Source organism: Acinetobacter sp. 1207_04 (assembly GCF_052850415.1).
Window position 1 is genome coordinate 63,736 of record NZ_VXCQ01000004.1, and the last position, 16,480, is coordinate 80,215.

A 16,480-nucleotide genomic window follows, 5' to 3' on the forward strand; every position below is an offset into this window, starting at 1 on the left:
AGGGGCGTCGCCAAGTGGTAAGGCACCGGGTTTTGATCTCGGCATCCGTTGGTTCGAATCCAGCCGCCCCTGCCATCATTTTCATCTGTAGATGTTTGTTTCACCTAAGTAATAGGGGCGTCGCCAAGTGGTAAGGCACCGGGTTTTGATCTCGGCATCCGTTGGTTCGAATCCAGCCGCCCCTGCCATTACTTATAAAAAACAACACATCAAATTAGGGGCGTCGCCAAGTGGTAAGGCACCGGGTTTTGATCTCGGCATCCGTTGGTTCGAATCCAGCCGCCCCTGCCATCTATCTTCAAAAAAGACAGAGCAAACTTTTCAATTACATTTCAATTTACCTTGACATGTAGTCGTCAAAATAGTAAAGTTCTGCCGCATTAGGGGCGTCGCCAAGTGGTAAGGCACCGGGTTTTGATCTCGGCATCCGTTGGTTCGAATCCAGCCGCCCCTGCCATCTATTTTTAAAATCTGCCAACCGCCAAGGGTGCTTCATGCCCAATCTTGTCGTTTTTAGTGGGTCTGCGCATCCACAATTCGCCCAAAAAGTCGTTAGCCACTTGCACATCCCTTTGGGAGCTGCTGCTGTAGGTAAATTTTCTGATGGTGAAATCACTGTCGAAATTACTGAAAATGTGCGTGGTAAAGACGTATTCATCGTTCAGCCAACTTGTGCCCCTACCAATGACAACCTAATGGAAGTTTTGGTAATGGCTGATGCATTGCGTCGTGCAAGTGCTGGTCGTATTACTGCTGTGATTCCTTACTTCGGTTATGCGCGTCAAGACCGTCGTCCTCGTTCAACTCGTGTACCTATTACCGCTAAAGTTGTTGCAGATATGCTAACGACGGTGGGAATTGACCGTGTTGTGATGATCGACTTGCACGCTGACCAAATCCAAGGTTTCTTCGATATTCCCGTAGATAACATCTACGGTACACCTGCTTTGCTTGCTGACTTACGTCAACAACAACATCACAACTTGATGGTGGTTTCACCTGACGTTGGCGGTGTCGTTCGTGCACGTGCTGTTGCAAAACAAATGGGTGACATCGATCTTGCAATCATCGATAAACGCCGTCAAAAAGCAAATGAATCACAAGTGATGCATTTGATTGGTGATGTACGTGACCGTGATTGTGTGATTGTCGATGATATGGTCGATACCGCAGGTACGTTGTGTAAAGCTGCTGATGCATTGAAAACTTTCGGTGCTCGTAAAGTAGTTGCCTATGCAACTCACCCAGTACTTTCAGGCAAAGCCCTTGAAAATCTGAAAAATTCTGTGATTGATGAATTGGTTGTAACAGACACCATTCCTCTTTCAGAAGAAGCTCTTAAACTTGGTAAGATTCGCCAAGTTTCAGTTGCCAGCATGGTTGCTGAAACAATTCGTCGTATTAACAACGAAGAATCTATTAGCGCAATGTTCGATTCTTATCTATAATTAGCGCGAAATTTTCGAAGCCCTATCTTGAAGATAGGGCTTTCTATCACTGGACTGGTCGAGAGTTCAGTCAATTAACTTAAATTAGGATGTCTATCATGGCAAACTTCGTATTAAATGCAGTAGCACGTGAAGAAGCAGTTCAAGGGAAAGGTTCGAGCCGCCGCCTTCGTCTTCAAGAACAAGTTCCAGCAATCATCTATGGTGGTGCTGCTGAACCTGTAGCTGTGACTCTAACACTTCGTCAACTTGTTAAAGCACTTGAAAGCAAAGAATTTTTTGAAGAAGTAATCGAAATCAACATCGATGGTAAAGTTGAAAGCGTTAAAATCCAAGCTTTACAACGTCACCCTGCTAAAAACACACCTATGCACGCTGACTTTAAACGCGCATAAGTGTTCAATGGTGTAAATGAGTGAGTAAAATTTCACTAATTGTTGGTCTGGGTAATCCGGGTTCGGAATATGCCCAGACTCGCCATAATGCAGGCTTCTGGTTCGTAGAACGCCTTGCAGAACAATATGGCATTAACCTAAAGACTGATTCAAAATATAAAGGAATCAGTGGTCGTGGTAATATCGAAGGTCAAGACGTTCGTCTACTATTACCTACAACATTTATGAACCTTGTTGGTCAAAGTGTTGTCCCCTTCGCAAAATTCTATCAAATCAAGCCTGAAGAAATTCTCATCGCACATGATGAACTCGATATGAATCCAGGAATCATTCGCCTTAAAACAGGTGGTGGTCATGGCGGTCATAACGGTCTGCGTGACATCGTTCCTCATATTGGTTCTAATTTTCATCGTTTGCGTATTGGAATCGGTCATCCTGGTTCTAAAGAGAAAGTATCTGGGCATGTGCTTGGACGTGCACCATCCTCAGAACAAAAACTTATGGATGATGCGATTCATCATACATTGGGTTGTACTAAACTTCTGGTTAATGGTGAGATCCAACAAGCAATGAATAAAATCAATGCATACAAACCATAATTGATTCTATTTAATCATGTTGTTAAACAATTTTTCTTGCAGAGTAACTTTTTTAAGAGCAAAATGCGCTTTCAAATGCACCCGCCTGTTAAAAATTGTTAATTAACTACAAAATAACAATCGTAAGGGCTTATCTGGAGACGCAAATCATGCTATCTCGTTTATTAAAAGCAAAAATCCACCGTTGTGTTGTGACACAAGCTGAATTGCATTATGAAGGTTCTTGTGCAATTGATGGCATTTTGCTTGATTTAGCTGGTATTCGTGAATACGAAGAAATTCACATGTGGAACGTAACCAATGGTAAGCGTTTTACAACTTATGCCATTCGTGGTGAAGAAGGTTCAGGCATTATTTCTGTAAACGGTGGCGCTGCATTGCAAGCTGACGTAGGTGATCTAATGATCATTGCAACTTTTGGTGATTTTACCAATGCAGAAGCTGATGCGCATAAACCACGTCTTGTTTATGCTAATCCAGATAATACTGTAAATCACACAGCGAACTGTATTCCTGTTCAAGTGGCTTAATTCAGTACCCAAGATTTAAAAAACCCGCTTAATGCGGGTTTTTTAACAATTAAGACCTAGCCTTTTCGCCACTCCACCACTTCTTATGATTCTCACAACCTAAAGTATTTAAGTCCCCACCACGTAAAGATGCAAGAATAGCATTACCCTGCTGATCCACTTTAAACTCAGCATATTGAGCTGCCTCATAGCATTCAGCTAAACCTTCAGCAAACAAAAAACTGTTCGATGCAGGATAGAGCCTATCTAGACGGTTATCTGGATTTTTAAGCACAATACGATGGCTAGTTGATGGATACATTTCCAATAATCGTGGATCAAAACTGGTTTTCACCACACGGCGATGTGCATCCAATGCAACATAAGCTATAACCGAAGACTTATTTTTAATCACGGTATCATTCAACGGTATATCTGTCTGATTATTTTGTTCAGGAAGCCCCCAGAAGCCCAAATCATAATTAAGCGCCATATAATCTCCTTGAATCAGAGAACGTGGATCTACAGGTGCAAGTCGTATATAAATACTGTCACTTTGTTTTAAATGCTGCTCATTTTTCAGAATCAGTCCCACAAAAAATGCAACACTCAAAATGGCGATGACTAAAGGAATGATTCTCTTCATTTTTCAATCCCCGCCTGATTTTTAAAAGTCATTAAACACGAGCTAAGCAATAACAGCATGATACCTGAAATAAAAATACTCAAACTTTTCACCAAAAAGGTCACTTCCAGTGAGTAATATAAGCACCATAAAATAGCTATTAAGGTCAATAATGCGCAAGCAGAGATGAATTTATCATTTTTCATTAAAGCCCAAGACAGTACAGCCAGAACAATAAATATTTCAAAATAGCCATAATAAATCAGGACTGCGCCAAAGACCGCTAGAATGCATTGCGCTAAAAGATTGAACTGATTTCGAATATGTAAAAATAAAAAGAACACATACCACAAAATAGGAAGACCAAATGTTAGTATAGAAATAAGCTGAATATCAGCGAATTCACTTTTACCTAAAACAGCATAAAAAACGGCGGCAAAAATAGTGATAGCTAGATTAGTAAGCATCAAACTTCTTTGATATTGTTGCGGTTGAATCTTTTGAATCCACAACAGACTCATATAGAAAACATAATTAAGCAGAATCAAATAAGCAAAATTTTCAATCTGTCCCATCCAGAAATGGGCTGAATTATCCTGCCAGATCATGGCAACACCTACAGCATAGAGCGCAGATAACTGAATGACAATAAAAAACCAGTGGGTTCTGACCCAATATGAAATGATTAATCCAATGATTTGAATCAATAACAGCGGATAGACTTTCTCAGTTAAATCATAAGTATGAAATAGGATAGCGACCTGCCCTGCGATAAATAAACAGTAAGCAAGCTGTCTTAAAAATAAATTTTGCTTTGCTTTAAGCATATAGGCTGCAAACGCCACAAAAACAATGCCCATAATTAAGGAAAAACTCCCCCAAAATGTCAACATCAATGAAGCCAGTACAACCCCAGAAATCCATGCGCCAACAGCCAAAGGAATGTTATTGAAACGGCTGTGTGGAATAAATTTAATCAGTAAAAAAGTAATCAGTGCAAACCATGCGAAAATAATCATAGCAATAATCAACAATCCCATCACTTCTGATTGTCTAAATAAATCACCAAGCCATTCCACAATCATTAAAGTGAATGTAACACCTAAAGCGACAGCAGCCAGTACACTACATAATTGATCATTTTTTTTATAAAAATAAATAAATGCGATGCTCAATAAAGCAAATGAACAAATAAAATAGATTAATCCTTTATCCACATATAAGTACATCACCATAGACCACACCGAAAGCATGGCGAACCCAACGATGAATAAATATCTTATTTTTGGGTAATATTTAAGACAGAATAAAAACTGTAACAGAGCTAAAAAATGGATAGACAGTAAAAAAAATTGAGGAGATTCATCACCCCAAAAGGTTTGAATAAAGAATAAGAATAAAGCGATCTGACTCACAATGCACAACAAGAAAAAGATGCCGATATTGGAACGATACAACCAAGGCAATAGCAGCACAGACCAGCTTAAAAACAGCAAATAACTATCTGCACCTGTTTGATAAATCTGTCCAATGACTGCCATACTCAGCCCGATCATCAAGCCACAAATAGCATGTAAACACTGGATTAAAGAATCATTTTTTACCAGAAAAACACTAGTCATCGCACTTAATAGCAATAGAATTTGTGGAACCGCTAACTGCACAAATTGAGGCAACATAAACCAATTTGCAGCCACAAGATATAAAACACTGACCGCGATTAAAATAAAACCAAAGATCTGTAAATGCTGTACAAATTTATGATTTTGCCATGAAAATACACTCTGCTGAGTCCTGATCAATACCGATACCTCGTCTTTATTATTCAATATTTTTATAAATTGCGCTTTAGCACAGTTTGTTCTATCTATATTACTGATCATTCTAAATTAAAAACATATATAGACTGTAAAACGGGCTATAATGATTGTACATCGCTTCAGGGCGGGGTGTAATTCCCCACCGGTGGTAAGTTATCTGACAGTTTTTTGTAATAACAAGCCCACGAGCAATAACCTCGATATTGAAGTTATTGCAGATTTGGTTAAACTCCAGAGCCGACGGTATAGTCCGGATGAAAGAAGACGACGTCACATTCAACACATTATACTTGCAGTATGATGCTGTTTCGTAACGCCACTATTTCTCATGTCCTGAAATGTTCAACCGTATCTATTTTTTACGAGAGCGTTTCAATGTCTAGTTTAATTCAACCCGAAATTTTCTTTTCAGCACTCCCTCCTGCTGAGCAACGTATTCGACAAGCTTTAGAAGACATGCGCCAAGGCAAACCGGTCTTGGTCATGGATGATTTTGACCGTGAAAATGAAGCTGACCTCATTGTTGCAGCTGAAACAATGAATGTCGAAACCATGGCACGTATGATTCGTGATGGATCAGGTATTGTTTGTTTAACTTTGACTGACGAATTGGCAAATCATCTTGAACTTCCACCTATGGTTGAAGACAACTCAAGTCAATTCAAAACCGCATTTACCATTACTATTGAAGCTGCCCAAGGTGTAACGACAGGTGTGTCTGCCAAAGATCGTACAACAACCATTCATGCCGCAATTAAAGATGGTGCGATTGCAAGTGATCTCAACCGTCCTGGGCATGTTTTTCCTTTACGTGGGCGTGATGGTGGTGTGCTTACTCGTCGTGGGCATACAGAAGGTTCAATTGACCTTGCACGCATAGCAGGCTTAAAGCCCGCAGGTGTGTTATGTGAAGTGACCAACCCTGATGGCAGCATGGCTTCAGGTATTCAAGTGTTGTCTTATGCCCAAACACATGATTTAACCCTCATTACCATTGAGGAACTTGTGCAGTATCGCGTACAGCACAATGTTTAAATACTACAATAAATCAAAATAGTCTCTGTATGATTTATAGAGAGACCCGCAAAAAGCCACCGAATCATTCAGTGGCTTTTTGTATCAATCATATTTAAGTGATAAAAATTAAATCGACTTAAGATTTGTTGGGAACAACAAAAGATTGAAAAATCGTGAGCAATGGCTGTGGCGGAATAATAAATCCTGAATCATCTGGCTTTTTGAAAATAGAAACCATCAAATTCCCCGATTCTAATTGTGCTGCTAACTCATCTATAAACTGTTGAATAGTAAATGACTTTGGTGCAAAACCCTCCCATTCACCTACCGCACATTGTTGTGCAAAAACTTCATCTGACCATAGAGGAAATAAAGTATATCCCTGCTCATCATCTTGAAATGTTGGCCAACCTTGCGTTTCATGACAAAGCGCCCACAGGATGCCATTTTCAGATACTTGGTCGAGGAAAAATTCGTAACGATCTTCGGCTGTTAAAAGTAAAACCGTTTCTATTTCTTTAGGATCAATGCTCATTACACACCTTTATTTTATATTGGACTTTTTAATATCCAATCTGTTCTGTTTGTTATTGTTGCAGTTTAAAAAATACGAGTAGATATTCTATTTTTCAACACTCGAATTTCAAATCATTCTACGTTAAATTATAAACTTATCTTAATTCAAAAATACCGAAAAAACTGTAGATATTCCATATATTGCAATTAAAACTAAAATCAAACCACAACATCCTAAGATTTTAGAATAAATCTTTGAACCTGATAAACGCTTAAATGATAGATATACCAATGAAAGTGTTAAGAAATCAAGGATGATCCAACTTAAGGTTAAAATACTCAAACTTAAATTTAAATTTGATGTAATACCTACAAATTGTGGGAAAAATGCAGCAAAGAAAATAATATCTTTCGGGTTTGATATTCCCACTAAGAAACCTTGTTTAAACCCACCAGTGAGCGATGAGTTTGTATTGAGTGCTACTGGTTGCTCAAGCATCACCTCACGAATAATTTGTATACCTAAATACAAAATATACAAGCACCCTAAAGCTTTTACTAAGGCGAACCATTGCTCCCCAATCTGTAAAAACCCTTTCAAGATCAAAATTGAAAGACCAATCAAAACTAAAGAGGCAAAGTTAGTCCCAAAAATTGTCTGTAAAGCTTTAGAAAAACCACTCTTTAAACCTGCACTTGCCACCAATAACATCACAGGGCCAGGTGTTGCAATCATCACCACAACAGCAAGACAGTACAGTGCATATTCTGAAATATTCATTAACTCAAAACATCCATATCATTCATCATCAATTATTTGCAACAAGTTTTGACTAATTCCATCTGCACGTAACCATGCAAAATCATAACTTGCTGTCGCTAATGCGAGTACACGGCGCTCAAACTCTGTCCAAAGTGGTTTAACTTGATCACTATGGATCCCCAAACCGCTATCATGAGCAAGATTTTTATTTTTTTCACAAAGTTTCAAAGCATGATAAAACTTACGTCCACGACTTGCATTATCAAGTACACGAATGCGCTTACTACGGATAAAGCCTTCAATATGCTGTACATTTGCATGTGGTAACATCGGCACTAAAATCTGATCAAGCTGTGCATCTAAACGCTTCCACACCGCTAAGCGCTGTGCTTCGTTGTAAGTATTCCACTGAATCACTTCATGGTTAAAACGTCGGCAACCCCGACAAACAGCATCACCAAATACAGTTGAACAACGTCCTGCACATGGGGTTAAAGAAGGAATCCTTCTATCTTGACTCAAAGTAACATCCTCAATAAAACCATATTTAAGTTATGGAATTCTCGCTTATTTCAAAAATACGCGCTAAAATATGCGCCTGAAATTTTAACTTATCTTAATACATTTGGAGTATCCATGAACGCTACTGTAGAACAGCTTGCACCTGTAGAACAGCAAGCGACCTCTGGTTGGGTTGTTGCAGCACTTTATCAATTCAAAGAAGTTCAAGATCCTGCAGATCTTCAACAACGTCTTTTAGACTTGGTAAAAACCATCAACCTATGCGGTACTCTTATTGTAGCAGGAGAAGGAATTAACGGCACGGTTGCAGGCGACCGTAAAGCAATCGATGAGATTCATCAGTTTTTACTTGATGAAGGCTTCGTTGCAATGGAATATAAAGAATCTGAAAGTGTTGAAAAACCTTTCCGTAAAATGAAAATTAAATTGAAGTCAGAAATTGTAACTTTAGGCGTTGAAGTTAAACCACGCGATCTTGTTGGACATTATCTTGATCCTAAAGAGTGGAATGATTTGATTGCACGTGATGACGTGATTCTAGTCGATACACGTAACGATTATGAGTTTAAAGCAGGAACATTCAAAGGTGCGCTCGATCCTCAAACTGAAACTTTCCGTGAATTTCCTGATTATGTAAAGAACCAACTTGAACAGCATAAAGATAAAAAAATTGCGATGTTCTGTACAGGTGGTATTCGCTGTGAAAAATCTACATCACTACTTCTTCAAGAAGGCTTCAATGAGGTTTACCACCTCAAAGGCGGAATTTTGAAGTACTTAGAAGAAACTCCTGCTGATGAAAGTATGTGGGAAGGTGAATGCTTCGTTTTTGATGGTCGTACTGCAGTCACGCACGGCATGGAAGAAGGCGCAAATATTAAATGTCACGCATGTGGATGGCCTTTACTCCCAGAAGAAGTTGATCAACTAAGCTATGAGCATGGCGTATCTTGCAAATACTGCATCGATAAAACAACTGAAAAACAAAAAGACGGTTTCCGTATGCGCCAATCACAAATTTTAGCGGCAAAACGTAAACGTTTATAATTTTATTTCATTAATCAATATAAAGCCAAACTTAAAGTTTGGCTTTTTTATTCTGCTTTTTTACCACGGATACTGGCTTAGAATGATGTAATATTTTTTGAAACTTTGCACAATTTAATGGATTTTCAAACGAACAATTTACAACATGACGTAATCCCTGCCTGAGTGTTTCTAAATGTTCAATATGCTGATCAATCTCACATGCACGCTGCTCAAGTCTATCTTTATCGATAGGCATAAGCTTATTTTGCAACATTATTTGAATATCAGTTAAACAAAAACCTGCCTGTTTCCCAAGTGAAATTAACAACAATTGATCAATCACTTGCTCATTAAAAATTCGTTGCAACCCGTTTCGACCAATCGAATGTATTAACCCAATTCTTTCATAATAACGAATTGTTGAACTCGGAATTTTCGTCTGCCGTACAACTTGAGAAATACTTAGTTCTTTCATATTGACTTGAAGTTAACTTCAACTATTAAACTCACTCACACTATAATCCAAGTTGATTAAATTATGAAAGAGTATCTTCTTCATGTACTTTTTATCGGAATGAGTGCAACCATTTTTATCGATTTCTATGCTTTTATCTTACAACGCTATTTCAATATAACCTCTTTAAACTATAAATTTATTGGACGTTGGCTAGTCGGTATTTCACATGGACAATTTGTACATCATAAAATCATGCAAAGTCCGAATGTTCGTTTTGAAAAATATATCGGCTGGTTCAGTCATTATGTTATTGGGATGATGTTTAGTGCGCTATTTATCATGATTGTCGGCAAAAATTGGTTGATATCACCTGAACTATTTCCTGCATTATTTTTTGGGACTTCCACAGTCATATTCCCATTTTTTTTAATGCAACCTTGTTTAGGTTTCGGAATAGCAGCAAGCCAAACACCGTTTCCAAGGTCTGCACGGTTAAAAAGTATAAGTACACATTTCATGTTTGGTTTAGGGCTTTATTTCTCAACTATTTTGCTCCATTTATTCGACCTTATATAAAGTTTAAAACATATTGAGTTTGTGCAATATTTTAACTATTTTCTTATTTATCTAAAAGATACAAAATCATACTGTAAGTATCTGTAATTCAAAACTACGATAGTTTAAATATTTGAGAAATAAATTACATGACTCAATGGATAATTGCCATTATGGAACAATTGGGCTATTTCGGTATTGCCCTACTGATGTTTCTCGATAATGTTTTCCCTCCCATTCCATCTGAAATTATTATGCCCTCTGCGGGATTTACAGCATCACAGGGAAAGTTATTACTCAGTGGTGTCATTATTGCTGGCTGTCTAGGTTCCCTGATTGCAGCAGCGGTTTTATATGGTATTGGACGCATAATCCCACATGATCGACTCTTTCATTGGGTTGATCGATATGGTAAATATTTATTTATCAAACGCCAAGATGTACAAACTGCACTCGATTGGTTTGAAAAATATGGACATCGGATTGTTTTTTTTGGACGAATGATTCCAGCTGTACGTTCACTCATTAGTATTCCAGCAGGCATGAGCCGTATGCCCTTTTGGAAATTTATGTTGTATAGCGCATTGGGTACCATTATTTGGACGACTTTTTTAGCATGTGTTGGTTTTTACTTTGGTAATAATCCTGAGTTGATGCATCTTATTTTTAGTCGAGTCGGTCATGTGATTATTATCATTTTGCTTATCATCGCACTTTGGTTTTTCCACAAAAAATGGCAAAAGAAAAATAAATACTGAGCAATAAAATTCACATTTTTTACATAGAAAAGATTCCAATCTTAATAAAATGATGTTTTATATTGAAATAAATAATTCGCATATATTTGGGGAAATGATGCAATGAAATATTATTTACTTGTCTTTACTGGAATTTATATTGTTTCCACTTTTCTCATCGGTTTACTTACCGCTGCGCTTAGTTCAGGAAGCTCTAGTATTGTATCTACACTCATTCTTAGTGGTTTTTTCACTGCATGGCATTTTGTCAATCGTGAAAAACGCCTCCCTTCTGACGATGAAAGAATACAACTCATTTGGGGCTCTATTGCTTGTACTTTTATCGTCTTTGCTGTTTTCTTCTTATTAATGAATATTGAGACAGGAACAACGAAGGTTTTTATTGATATTGCCAAACAAGTTCCAATATGGATTTGGTTGATTGCGATTGCATTTATTACATTAATTGAATTTGCAGTATTTTATTTTAGTTATGGATGGTTCGCCCGAAAATGCTTAGATGGACTTAATAAAAAACACCTCAAATGAGGTGTTTTTTATTACACAATATTCATATAGACGTGAAAATTTTATCAATCATAAAATTATGCAGGCGTATGGAACATTAAATAAATTTCATTGAGGTTTTCTGGAATTTCTTCAGCAATTTCATCCATCAACTGACCATTACGGCGGAAAGATTCCATTTGTGGATCTTCATCATCCACACCACTGAAAACCATCATTGGTAAAGTTAAATCAACCACTTGTTCTTCATGTTCTGGTGAAAACCAAGCATCTTCATTTAAGAACATGGCATCAACAAAACCAACGCTCCAATCACCAAGGCTTGATTCAACATCAGCTTCTTCAATTTCAAAAGGAAATGCGATGCCTTCTTCATTGGCTAAATTTTGACGAAGTGCTTCTAACCATGCTTTCACTTGTGCAATGATTTCTGCTGGAACTTTCTTTTGATTATTGTCAAATAGCTCATCAAGCCATTTTTCAAAATGAGGACCAACAGCAGTAGCACTTAAAAAACCATGTGTCGCTGCGAAATCTAGACCAAACTCATTTTGGTCGCCATCTAAATAGTCGCGTAGTAGGTCTAAATCTAAAGCACTCATTTTGTTTCCAATAAATTTGTATCGAGTTTAAGCATAGCATTTTCCGACACTATGCCCAATGTATTTTTAATCTTCGTCATCGAAATCGTCATCATCATCTAGATCATAGTCATAATCTTTCAGTTCACGATCTAAACGGCGTTGTGTAAGCAAATCGTCTATTAAACGACGCTTTTCAAGAGATTCTTTCGCTGTGATTTTACTTGATGTTTCTTCAAAGCCAGCATCATCATCTCCACCGTAGTTATCATCTAGTTCAAAATCTGTAGAAGACACTAAAACTACCTCATAAGGAAAAAATTTGAATGGGTCTAGGCGCTATTTATCTTTGTTCTGAAAACTTGTCAAGTTTTATTTGTTTTTTTACATTTAAATTGATTTTTTAGGCTTTTAAAAAGCCTTATTTTATGCAATGATATAATCCACCCTGCGTTTTTCTGTTTTGTTGTGAATTCTCACGCTACAGATTAAAAAACACGCATGGGCTGATCTTGAAAATAACAACATCACTCCCCATTATTTATTACAGAATTTGAATAACCTAATTTTATCAAAACAAGTTGCGTACTTTTTGATGAAATGGTGGTTTATTCACATTTGATTCGTCATGCGTACAACAAATGTACGTTTACCGCCATAAATTCAACGAGAAGAGAGCAAAGATGAGCGATATGCAATCCCCTACTTCACAAGTAGCGGCGCTGATTAGCCGAGGCAAAGAACAAGGTTACTTAACCTACGCTGAGGTTAACGATCATCTGCCGGACTCAATCACTGAAAGCGAACAGATTGAAGACATCATTCAGATGATTCAAGACGTGGGTATTCCGGTTCATGAACGTGCGCCTGAAACTGACGATACAATGTTTGAAGGTGGCAGCGAAGCAACCGATGAAGTTGCTGAAGAAGAAGCTGCTGCAGTATTGGCTTCAGTAGAAAGTGAACCAGGTCGTACTACTGACCCTGTCCGTATGTATATGCGTGAAATGGGTACAGTTGAACTGTTAACCCGTGAAGGCGAAATTAGCATTGCAAAACGCATTGAAGAAGGAATTCGTGACGTTCTTCATTCAATTTCATATTGGCCAAATGCGGTTGAAGTCGTTTTAAATGAATATAAAGAATATGAAGCGGGTGAACGCCGTCTTGCCGACATTCTTTCAGGTTATTTAGATCCTGAATCAGATGAAGTTATTCCAGAAGTATTGGAAGAAGAGTCTGAAGAAGTCGATGAAGAAGAAGATGCTGCGAAAAAGCCAACTAAAGATGTAAAACTAGATGACGATGAAGAAGAAGAAGAGTCTGAAAGTGATGACGAATCTGAAGGTGAATCTGGTCCTGATCCTGAAATTGCAAAAGCACGTTTTGATGAATTAACGGCTGTTTGGCAAACGTCAAAAGAAACGATTGCAAAACACGGTCGTAACAGCGAAGAAGGCAAAGTTGCAATGGAAGCATTGGCAACTGTGTTCATGATGTTTAAATTCACCCCACGTCTTTTTGACATCATTTCAGAAATGATTCGTGGTACACATGAACAAATTCGTACCTCTGAACGTGAAGTAATGCGCTATGCTGTACGTCGTGGTCGTATGGATCGTACGCAATTCCGTACATCATTCCCAGGTCAAGAATCAAATTTTGCATGGTTAGATGAGCAAATTGCGAAAGCACCAACAGAAATGCGTGGTTATTTAGAAAAAGTTCGTCCAGATATCACTGCATTCCAACAGCAAATTGCCGATATTGAAAAAGAGCTTTCTTTAAACGTTCGAGATATCAAAGACATTTCTAAACGTATGGCGATTGGTGAAGCCAAAGCTCGCCGTGCAAAAAAAGAAATGGTTGAAGCTAACTTACGTCTTGTAATTTCGATTGCGAAAAAATACACCAACCGTGGCTTACAATTCCTCGATTTAATTCAGGAAGGCAACATCGGCTTAATGAAAGCTGTAGATAAGTTTGAATACCGTCGTGGTTATAAATTCTCGACTTATGCGACATGGTGGATTCGTCAGGCGATTACACGTTCAATTGCCGATCAAGCACGTACGATTCGTATTCCGGTACACATGATTGAAACAATCAATAAAATCAACCGTGTGTCACGTCAACTTCTTCAAGAAATGGGTCGTGAACCAACACCTGAAGAATTAGGCGAACGTCTAGAAATGGACGAAGTGAAAGTTCGTAAAGTATTAAAAATTGCCAAAGAACCGATTTCGATGGAAACGCCAATTGGTGATGATGAAGATTCGCATCTGGGTGACTTCATTGAAGATGGTAATATTACCTCTCCAATTGATGCAGCAACATCAGAAGGCTTAAAAGAAGCAACACGTGAAGTTTTAGAAAACTTAACTGAACGTGAAGCGAAAGTCTTAAAAATGCGTTTTGGTATTGATATGCCAACGGATCACACATTGGAAGAAGTCGGTAAGCAGTTTGATGTAACACGTGAGCGTATTCGTCAGATCGAAGCGAAAGCCTTACGTAAATTACGCCATCCTTCACGTTCAGAACATTTACGTTCATTCCTTGAGAATGACTAAATCATTCTTAGGACAGTGAAAGCTTGAATATGGAGTGTCATACCCCATATTATAAGCATGTAGCAAATAACTCAAAATACCTGCACTTAGCAGGTATTTTTAATAAAGAGGTTTCCCATGACTGATATGACTAATCGTGCACCGTCTCGTGAACTCCAAGAACATCTTTGGGTGTTCCCTATGGACTATCCAATTAAACTCATTGGTGATGCAGGTGAGCAACTTCGTGTCTCAGTCATCGAAATTTTGGTTAAACACTTCCCTGATTTTGATGCTGAAACTTTGAAAGTTCAGGCATCTCGCACAGGTAAATATGACTCTATTACTGCACAATTACGCTTTATAGAGCTTGAGCAAGTTCATCAACTTTATGCAGACCTTGCAGCATGTGAGCATATTAAAACTGCTTTATAATAATTATTAATCTTGCTGATAGGATTATATTTCTCATCAGCATACTGATGGGGGCTTGAAGTTAAATACTCAGTCCCCATTTTATATGGTATGAAATAATAAACATCAGCCTCTGGGCTCATGTTAAATAGAAAGGCTGTCACTCATGACTATGTTAGACCGTACACCATCTCGTGAACTTCGTGAAGATCTTTGGGTTTTTCCTATGGACTACCCGATTAAACTCATTGGTGATGCAGGCGAGCAACTGCGTGTCTCAGTCATCGAAATTTTGGTTAAACACTTCCCTGATTTTGATGCTGAAACTTTGAAAGTTCAAGCATCTCGCACAGGTAAATATGACTCTATTACTGCACAATTACGCTTTATAGAGCTTGAGCAAGTTCATCAACTTTATGCAGATCTTGCAGCATGTGAGCATATTAAAACTGCTTTATAATTTAGAAATAAAAAACACGCTATATAGCGTGTTTTTTACGTTTATAAATAGATTTGAAAGTTAAGAAAATTAAAACAGCAACTGAATCCCATTCCTATATTTAAGTAATGCATATAGCATCGAAAAAAGACTTATTGGCAAATTTACCAGATCAGCGCAATGCCTAACTGTTACAAATCTGATAAACATATAAAAGATATTTTTCACTGTACTTGCCAATCCCCTATTTGACGTAAATTTATTTATAATAAAAACTATTCTTCCATTTTAGAGATGTCGATCTGTGAATGATGTTGTTATAAAACCACAGTTAATTATTCGTCATTATCACGACTTAACCCCTTATAGCGAACGCTTTCAGGAAATGAAAAGCTATACTGAACAGCGTGATGAAAAATCTCCTGATCAATTATGGATCTTACAACATCACGAGGTACTCACACAGGGGCAAGCAGGAAAGCCTGAACATATTTTGATACCAAGCGATATTCCTGTGGTACAAAGCGATCGTGGTGGGCAAGTCACGTGGCATGGTCCAGGGCAAATGGTCGTATATTTCATGTTTGATTTGAACCGTCTGAAATGGAACGTACGCACACTTGTCAGCTATGCTGAACAATTGATGATTGATTTGCTGAAAAAATATAGCATTGAAGCCTATGCCAAACCCGATGCACCAGGCGTTTATGTCAATGAACGTAAAATTGGTTCACTTGGTTTCAAAATTCGTAAAGGTCGTAGTTATCACGGTTTGGCATTAAATATCGATTGTGATTTGCATGGTTTTCATACCATTAACCCTTGTGGTTATGCAGGACTTGAAATGGTCAGAATACAAGATTTAATTGAGAATCATCCTGATTTCAATGAGTTATATGCAGATATCATTGAATATTTTCAACAGAGTGGTTACTTTAATGACGTCCAAGTCATTTCTCATTAAAAGACTTTCT

The 16,480-nt window shown here is 37.9% G+C and carries 21 protein-coding genes, 4 tRNA genes and 1 riboswitch; of the genes, 17 read left to right on the forward strand and 8 right to left on the reverse strand.

What is annotated here, in order from left to right; all coding sequences use genetic code 11:
* The 8 genes from FW754_RS04780 to panD all read left to right on the forward strand — a co-directional run bounded on the left by FW754_RS04780 (position 1) and on the right by panD (position 2,972).
* Positions 1 to 75, forward strand: a tRNA-Gln gene (locus tag FW754_RS04780).
* A gap of 38 nt (positions 76 to 113) precedes the next feature.
* Positions 114 to 188 (forward strand) — tRNA-Gln (locus tag FW754_RS04785).
* A gap of 28 nt (positions 189 to 216) precedes the next feature.
* Positions 217 to 291, forward strand: a tRNA-Gln gene (locus FW754_RS04790).
* 91 nt (positions 292 to 382) lie between these two features.
* Positions 383 to 457, forward strand: a tRNA-Gln gene (locus FW754_RS04795).
* A gap of 37 nt (positions 458 to 494) precedes the next feature.
* Positions 495 to 1,448 carry a ribose-phosphate pyrophosphokinase gene (locus FW754_RS04800; protein ID WP_409512423.1) on the forward strand — a complete coding sequence of 318 codons (954 nt, stop codon included), beginning with the start codon at positions 495 to 497 and terminating at the stop codon, positions 1,446 to 1,448.
* 98 nt (positions 1,449 to 1,546) lie between these two features.
* Positions 1,547 to 1,843 (forward strand): 50S ribosomal protein L25, encoded by a 297-nt coding sequence (gene rplY, locus FW754_RS04805; RefSeq protein WP_409512419.1) that lies wholly within the window; start codon positions 1,547 to 1,549, stop codon positions 1,841 to 1,843.
* 20 nt (positions 1,844 to 1,863) lie between these two features.
* Complete coding sequence (pth, locus tag FW754_RS04810; RefSeq protein WP_409512418.1) at positions 1,864 to 2,442, forward strand: aminoacyl-tRNA hydrolase; 579 nt, start codon at positions 1,864 to 1,866, stop codon at positions 2,440 to 2,442.
* A gap of 149 nt (positions 2,443 to 2,591) precedes the next feature.
* Positions 2,592 to 2,972 (forward strand): aspartate 1-decarboxylase, encoded by a 381-nt coding sequence (gene panD / locus FW754_RS04815; RefSeq protein ID WP_004722504.1) that lies wholly within the window; start codon positions 2,592 to 2,594, stop codon positions 2,970 to 2,972.
* Positions 2,973 to 3,021: 49 nt separating this feature from the next.
* Here the strand turns inward: panD and FW754_RS04820 are convergent, their stop codons facing one another.
* Together FW754_RS04820 and FW754_RS04825 are read right to left on the reverse strand one after the other, a co-directional pair.
* Positions 3,022 to 3,597 (reverse strand): GDYXXLXY domain-containing protein, encoded by a 576-nt coding sequence (locus FW754_RS04820; RefSeq protein WP_446324018.1) that lies wholly within the window; start codon positions 3,595 to 3,597, stop codon positions 3,022 to 3,024.
* Entirely contained in the window at positions 3,594 to 5,378 is a 1,785-nt protein-coding gene (locus tag FW754_RS04825; RefSeq protein ID WP_446324019.1) for a DUF2157 domain-containing protein, read from the reverse strand. Before FW754_RS04825 ends, FW754_RS04820 begins: the two co-directional genes overlap by 4 nt.
* A 130-nt stretch (positions 5,379 to 5,508) precedes the next feature.
* Positions 5,509 to 5,666, forward strand: a riboswitch (FMN riboswitch).
* A 105-nt stretch (positions 5,667 to 5,771) separates the two neighbouring features.
* Between FW754_RS04825 and ribB the strand changes: the two genes are divergently transcribed.
* A complete protein-coding gene (gene ribB / locus FW754_RS04830) occupies positions 5,772 to 6,431 on the forward strand; it encodes a 3,4-dihydroxy-2-butanone-4-phosphate synthase (protein WP_446324020.1) in 660 nt (219 codons plus the stop codon).
* Positions 6,432 to 6,549: 118 nt separating this feature from the next.
* Here ribB and FW754_RS04835 read toward each other — a convergent pair whose 3' ends face one another.
* The 3 genes from FW754_RS04835 to FW754_RS04845 form a co-directional block, all read right to left on the reverse strand.
* Positions 6,550 to 6,948, reverse strand: coding sequence for a DUF2750 domain-containing protein (locus FW754_RS04835; protein ID WP_446324021.1), 399 nt, complete (start codon positions 6,946 to 6,948; stop codon positions 6,550 to 6,552).
* Positions 6,949 to 7,089: 141 nt separating this feature from the next.
* A complete protein-coding gene (locus FW754_RS04840; protein ID WP_409512413.1) occupies positions 7,090 to 7,710 on the reverse strand; it encodes a LysE family translocator in 621 nt (206 codons plus the stop codon).
* Between the two features lie 18 nt (positions 7,711 to 7,728).
* Positions 7,729 to 8,214, reverse strand: a complete 486-nt coding sequence (locus tag FW754_RS04845; RefSeq protein WP_409512412.1) for a DUF1289 domain-containing protein — start codon at positions 8,212 to 8,214, stop codon at positions 7,729 to 7,731.
* Between the two features lie 114 nt (positions 8,215 to 8,328).
* On the opposite strand from FW754_RS04845, the gene trhO reads away from it, so the two are divergent.
* Positions 8,329 to 9,261 carry an oxygen-dependent tRNA uridine(34) hydroxylase TrhO gene (trhO, locus tag FW754_RS04850; protein ID WP_419348942.1) on the forward strand — a complete coding sequence of 311 codons (933 nt, stop codon included), beginning with the start codon at positions 8,329 to 8,331 and terminating at the stop codon, positions 9,259 to 9,261.
* 31 nt (positions 9,262 to 9,292) lie between these two features.
* Here trhO and FW754_RS04855 read toward each other — a convergent pair whose 3' ends face one another.
* On the reverse strand, positions 9,293 to 9,718 hold the full coding sequence (locus tag FW754_RS04855; RefSeq protein ID WP_409512410.1) for a helix-turn-helix domain-containing protein: 426 nt from the start codon (positions 9,716 to 9,718) through the stop codon (positions 9,293 to 9,295).
* A 63-nt stretch (positions 9,719 to 9,781) separates the two neighbouring features.
* Between FW754_RS04855 and FW754_RS04860 the strand changes: the two genes are divergently transcribed.
* The 3 genes from FW754_RS04860 to FW754_RS04870 all read left to right on the forward strand — a co-directional run bounded on the left by FW754_RS04860 (position 9,782) and on the right by FW754_RS04870 (position 11,541).
* Positions 9,782 to 10,276, forward strand: a complete 495-nt coding sequence (locus tag FW754_RS04860; RefSeq protein WP_419348939.1) for a DUF2938 domain-containing protein — start codon at positions 9,782 to 9,784, stop codon at positions 10,274 to 10,276.
* Positions 10,277 to 10,404: 128 nt separating this feature from the next.
* On the forward strand, positions 10,405 to 11,013 hold the full coding sequence (locus FW754_RS04865) for a DedA family protein (RefSeq protein ID WP_409512408.1): 609 nt from the start codon (positions 10,405 to 10,407) through the stop codon (positions 11,011 to 11,013).
* A gap of 102 nt (positions 11,014 to 11,115) precedes the next feature.
* Positions 11,116 to 11,541, forward strand: coding sequence for an ABZJ_00895 family protein (locus FW754_RS04870; RefSeq protein WP_446324022.1), 426 nt, complete (start codon positions 11,116 to 11,118; stop codon positions 11,539 to 11,541).
* Between the two features lie 56 nt (positions 11,542 to 11,597).
* Here FW754_RS04870 and FW754_RS04875 read toward each other — a convergent pair whose 3' ends face one another.
* Positions 11,598 to 12,122, reverse strand: a complete 525-nt coding sequence (locus FW754_RS04875) for a YecA/YgfB family protein (RefSeq protein ID WP_409512406.1) — start codon at positions 12,120 to 12,122, stop codon at positions 11,598 to 11,600.
* Positions 12,123 to 12,188: 66 nt separating this feature from the next.
* On the reverse strand, positions 12,189 to 12,398 hold the full coding sequence (locus tag FW754_RS04880; RefSeq protein WP_409512405.1) for a PA3496 family putative envelope integrity protein: 210 nt from the start codon (positions 12,396 to 12,398) through the stop codon (positions 12,189 to 12,191).
* 344 nt (positions 12,399 to 12,742) lie between these two features.
* Between FW754_RS04880 and rpoD the strand changes: the two genes are divergently transcribed.
* The 4 genes from rpoD to lipB all read left to right on the forward strand — a co-directional run bounded on the left by rpoD (position 12,743) and on the right by lipB (position 16,470).
* The gene (gene rpoD / locus FW754_RS04885) at positions 12,743 to 14,674 is read left to right on the forward strand and encodes an RNA polymerase sigma factor RpoD (protein WP_409512404.1); all 1,932 of its coding nucleotides are present in this window, start codon (positions 12,743 to 12,745) and stop codon (positions 14,672 to 14,674) included.
* Positions 14,675 to 14,800: 126 nt separating this feature from the next.
* A complete protein-coding gene (locus tag FW754_RS04890) occupies positions 14,801 to 15,088 on the forward strand; it encodes a YbeD family protein (RefSeq protein WP_409512422.1) in 288 nt (95 codons plus the stop codon).
* A 151-nt stretch (positions 15,089 to 15,239) separates the two neighbouring features.
* Complete coding sequence (locus tag FW754_RS04895; protein WP_409512421.1) at positions 15,240 to 15,527, forward strand: YbeD family protein; 288 nt, start codon at positions 15,240 to 15,242, stop codon at positions 15,525 to 15,527.
* A 283-nt stretch (positions 15,528 to 15,810) separates the two neighbouring features.
* Positions 15,811 to 16,470, forward strand: a complete 660-nt coding sequence (gene lipB, locus FW754_RS04900) for a lipoyl(octanoyl) transferase LipB (RefSeq protein WP_446324023.1) — start codon at positions 15,811 to 15,813, stop codon at positions 16,468 to 16,470.
* The last annotated feature ends 10 nt before the right edge of the window (positions 16,471 to 16,480 follow it).